Annotated in this window: 4 protein-coding genes, 4 tRNA genes and 1 rRNA gene; 1 reads left to right on the top strand and 8 read right to left on the bottom strand. The window is 45.3% G+C overall.

What is annotated here, in order from left to right; translation table 11 throughout:
- From MMG82_RS21125 to MMG82_RS21105, 5 genes are all read right to left on the bottom strand, one after another.
- Positions 1 to 166, bottom strand: a 166-nt coding sequence (locus tag MMG82_RS21125) for a GTP-binding protein (RefSeq protein WP_241407392.1), incomplete at its 3' end; no start/stop codon positions are given.
- Positions 167 to 282: 116 nt separating this feature from the next.
- Positions 283 to 358: transfer RNA gene (locus MMG82_RS21120), tRNA-Thr, on the bottom strand.
- 9 nt (positions 359 to 367) lie between these two features.
- Positions 368 to 441 (bottom strand) — tRNA-Gly (locus MMG82_RS21115).
- Between the two features lie 35 nt (positions 442 to 476).
- Positions 477 to 561: transfer RNA gene (locus MMG82_RS21110), tRNA-Tyr, on the bottom strand.
- Positions 562 to 568: 7 nt separating this feature from the next.
- Positions 569 to 644 (bottom strand) — tRNA-Thr (locus MMG82_RS21105).
- 234 nt (positions 645 to 878) lie between these two features.
- On the opposite strand from MMG82_RS21105, the gene coaA reads away from it, so the two are divergent.
- Positions 879 to 1,829: a type I pantothenate kinase gene (gene coaA, locus MMG82_RS21100; protein ID WP_037417855.1), complete on the top strand. Its 951-nt coding sequence runs from the start codon at positions 879 to 881 to the stop codon at positions 1,827 to 1,829.
- 2 nt (positions 1,830 to 1,831) lie between these two features.
- Here coaA and birA read toward each other — a convergent pair whose 3' ends face one another.
- The 3 genes from birA to rrf all read right to left on the bottom strand — a co-directional run.
- Entirely contained in the window at positions 1,832 to 2,791 is a 960-nt protein-coding gene (gene birA / locus MMG82_RS21095) for a bifunctional biotin--[acetyl-CoA-carboxylase] ligase/biotin operon repressor BirA (RefSeq protein WP_047533645.1), read from the bottom strand.
- Entirely contained in the window at positions 2,784 to 3,809 is a 1,026-nt protein-coding gene (gene murB, locus MMG82_RS21090; protein ID WP_047540064.1) for a UDP-N-acetylmuramate dehydrogenase, read from the bottom strand. The genes birA and murB overlap by 8 nt, the downstream gene beginning before the upstream one ends.
- A 284-nt stretch (positions 3,810 to 4,093) precedes the next feature.
- Positions 4,094 to 4,195: ribosomal RNA gene (gene rrf, locus MMG82_RS21085) — 5S ribosomal RNA — on the bottom strand; the annotation flags it as partial.

The raw sequence follows: 4,195 nt of genomic DNA, 5'->3' as shown, positions 1-4,195 counted from the left end.
CTTCTGGAGCGTTATCGATTTGAGAGAAGTCTTTAGCTTCACCACCGTAGGTCTTAGCCAGTACGTGAGAGATAGCTGCAGTCAGAGTGGTTTTACCATGGTCAACGTGACCGATGGTGCCCACGTTAACATGGGGCTTAGAACGTTCAAATTTAGCTTTAGCCATGGTATTGCCTCAATCCAAGAGTCTTGGTGATGAAAACATACATATAGAAAAAATCCGATGCATATAAATGACATCGAACCGATTAATTTAGGTATAGGAGCTTAATTCAGAAAGGCTGGTGCTGATAGGCAGATTCGAACTGCCGACCTCACCCTTACCAAGGGTGTGCTCTACCAACTGAGCCATATCAGCAACTAAATTTGGAGCGGGCAGCGGGAATCGAACCCGCGTTATCAGCTTGGAAGGCTGGAGTAATACCATTATACGATGCCCGCGCAACCTAACTAAGGCTACCTAACTACCTAGAAAATGGTGGAGGGAGAAGGATTCGAACCTTCGAAGGCGGAGCCGTCAGATTTACAGTCTGATCCCTTTGGCCACTCGGGAACCCCTCCAGTAAAATGGTGCCGGCACCAAGAGTCGAACTCGGGACCTACTGATTACAAGTCAGTTGCTCTACCAACTGAGCTATGCCGGCAAATCATTTCGGAACGGGATATTAGGTAAATGTGTGCCCAAGTGCAAGCGAAAATCGACGATTTGTTTAAAAAAAGCAATCAAATGATGCTTTTTTACCCTCAAACTGATGTTGGCAAGCATTTATCCAGTAAATAAGGCTAGAAGAGCTAGAAACCGAGCTTCATGAATTGATTTTATATTGTCGATACTTAAGTCATGGTGTACTGTGCGATTCCTAAGCCGAGGAAAGCCAATGACGTCAAAAAATCCAATTCAAAAAGCACTCTATCTTGCCTTTGAGCGCGCACAGTGGTCTGTTTTGAGGGACGCAGTGCCAATGACGCTGAGTGAACAAGACTTGGAGAATCTTCGGGGTATCAATGAAAAGGTTTCGCTCTCCGAAGTCACTGATATTTATTTGCCTCTGAGCAGGTTGCTTAACTTAATTGTAAAAGCCAAACAACAACGTGGTTTAGTCCTTGATGAGTTTCTCGGGCAAAAGCCCTCAAGCAGCCCTTATATCATCAGCATTGCCGGTAGTGTTGCCGTGGGTAAAAGTACCACTGCGCGTATTTTACAGGCGTTACTAAGCCAGTGGCCCGAGCATCCTAAAGTCGATTTAGTTACGACCGATGGTTTTCTATATCCTCTGGCAGATTTGAAGCGTAAAGGGCTATTGCAACGCAAAGGCTTTCCTGAAAGTTACGATATGAAGATGTTGGTCGAATTTATTTCGGCGGTAAAATCCGGGCAAGCCCATGTAAATGCGCCTATCTATTCCCACGTGACTTACGATCGTATTCGCGGCCAGCATCAAACCGTTTCGCAGCCCGATATTTTGATCCTCGAAGGACTGAATGTTTTACAAACTGGTTTAGATTCGCCAGTCGATATACGTAGGCCCTTTGTCTCCGACTTTGTCGATTTTTCGATTTATGTCGATGCCGAAGAGCATTTATTGAAGCAATGGTATCAAGAGCGCTTTTTGCAATTTCGCAAAGGGGCATTTAGTGATGAAAAGTCCTATTTCCATCACTATGCTAGCCTGACGGATGATGAAGCCTATACTATAGCGGCGAAAATATGGGACACAATCAACGGTCCCAATTTGCAGCTCAATATTCAGCCCACAAGGGAACGAGCGCATCTGATCCTACAAAAAGGACAGGATCATTTGATGTCACACGTTTTACTGCGTAAATAATCTTATCTTGCTCTTAAACTGATTTCTCCGCCGATATAGGCTTGTATGCCATCGGCGGCTTCTAACAATACTGCACCTTGTTCATCGATACCACGACAGATGCCGTCAACGTGATTCTCACCCATGAGTAAACGAATTTCTTTACCATGGAATAGATCTGCCTGTTGCCAGCGCGTTTTAAAGGCTGCCAGCCCTTCACGCTCAAACAACTGTATGTCTCTCTTCAACTGTTTGTGTAGTGCAATCACGAGGTCCGTTTTATTTGGCATATCCGTCAAGCTAGACAAGTCGCTCCAAGGCTGGTCAATTCCCTTACCTTGGTCTTCCGACATAGCCATGTTAACACCAATACCAATGATTAATTGGCACTCGCTATCCGCCTGTCCGGACATTTCAATTAAAATCCCAGCAAGCTTTTTATAATTAAGATAAATATCGTTTGGCCATTTCACGCCGATATTATCAACACCAAAGGATTTCAGTACCTCAACTAAACTACAAGCCACCACTAGGCTTAAACCCATGGCCTGCGCCATCCCTTGGGGGAATGACCAAAACTGAGAGAAATACAAATGATGTCCATAGGGAGACACCCAAATACGTCCTCTACGTCCTCGTCCCGCTGACTGGTACTCAGCCACACATACATCGCCACTTTTAAGCTCACTGGTATGACTTAACATAAAGCCGTTAGTGCTCGGGATTTCATCAAAGTAAAAGCATCGATTATCGATCGACTGAATTAAACGAGCCGAGTCGATAAGGGAGATAGGATTAGCTAACTTGTAACCGCGGCCTTTGACACTGTAGATCGCCACACCATAGTCTTCCAAAGCATCGACATGCTTGCTCACCGCCGCACGAGAAATACCCAGTTGTGTCGCCAACTCTTCACCCGAGACAAAATGTTCGCTCGACAGTAATCCCAGTATTTCGCGTTTTCTCACCCAGTTATCAGACATCGAGACTCGTCTCCCCAGTTAATCCCATAATTCTTGGCTCGGCTTCGAGCTTAACACCAAAAACCTCATTCACTCGCGCAATCACATGCAATGCTAATCGACAAATATCTTGGCCAGTTGCATGGCCTAAATTGACTAATACTAAGGCTTGCTTCGCATGCACTCCCGCGTTTCCTAGGGCAAAGCCCTTAAGACCCGCATGCTCAATTAGCCACCCCGCAGCCAGTTTAACCTCACCATTGGGTTGAGCATAACCGACGATACTCGGGAAACGCGCAGCAAGCTGCATATAAGTCGCCGCGCTTACGATTGGATTCTTAAAGAAGCTACCTGCATTACCGAGTTCTTTTGGGTTGGGTAGCTTTTCGCTCCTCACCTCACAGACTCGCTCAAAAATCTCCCTTGGGGTCACTGTCTCAGCGGTAAATGATTGCAACGGGCCATAGGCCAATTTTGGTTGCCAAGCTTTAGGGAGGCACAAACCAACAGCGGTAATCACAGCTTTGTCGCGTAAGCTGCCTTTAAATATCGACTCGCGATATGAAAACTCACATTCATCGACCGTAAGCCTTAGTAAGTCGCCAGACTCGACATCAAGATATTCAACCCAATCACAAACATCACAAAACTCAACACCATAAGCACCGATATTTTGAATCGGAGCTGCGCCAACAGTGCCCGGGATCAGGGCTAAATTCTCGAGTCCAGGCATATTCTGCTCTAAGCTAAATTGGACCAATTCATGCCAGTTTTCACCCGCCTCAACATCAAGATAAAAGTGAGAGTCATCTTCGGAACAGGAAATACCTTTAGACAATACTCGCACTACAGTGCCATTAAAATCATCGGTAAATACGATATTGCTGCCACCACCAAGTACAAGGATTGGTCGCTTTGATTGATATAAAGATAAGCAAGTCGTTTGCAGTTCCATCTTGGAATGGACTTCAATCAATGATGAACAGGATTGCTCTACGCCAAAAGTATTAAACGGTTTTAGCGAGTATGGAAAAGACATGATGATGTTCTGCCGCGATAAAAGCGACATTGTAAACGCTTCACCCTAGAATTGCAGCAAACTGAGATTGATCGATAAAACAGATACGTCATGACTCAAGCTTTTGAGCTGTTGAGCTGTTGAGCTGTTGAGCTGTTGAGCTGTTGAGCTGTTGAGCTGTTGAGCTGTTGAGCAAGAGTTAAAGATGAGCACAAACAAGTTGAGGAAGCCTTGAATAAAATATCAAAAACAAAAAAGCCAGCTTATTCAGCTGGCTTTATGCTCTCTTATCGAGAATATTAGGCGCTTGGCGATGACCTACTCTCACATGGGGAGACCCCACACTACCATCGGCGCGATTGCGTTTCACTTCTGAGTTCGGGATGGGATCAGGTGGGACCACAATG

The organism is Shewanella sp. MM_2022_3, from assembly GCF_022557375.1.
Lineage (GTDB): Bacteria > Pseudomonadota > Gammaproteobacteria > Enterobacterales > Shewanellaceae > Shewanella > Shewanella xiamenensis.
This window is presented reverse-complemented; position numbering and strand designations above follow the sequence as displayed.

What these genes read in the sequence shown, in the direction of transcription:
- coaA (WP_037417855.1), top strand. Translation starts at nt 879, where the DNA reads ATGACGTCAAAAAATCCAATTCAAAAAGCACTCTATCTTGCCTTTGAG.
- birA (WP_047533645.1), bottom strand. Translation starts at nt 2,791, where the DNA reads ATGTCTGATAACTGGGTGAGAAAACGCGAAATACTGGGATTACTGTCG.
- murB (WP_047540064.1), bottom strand. Translation starts at nt 3,809, where the DNA reads ATGTCTTTTCCATACTCGCTAAAACCGTTTAATACTTTTGGCGTAGAG.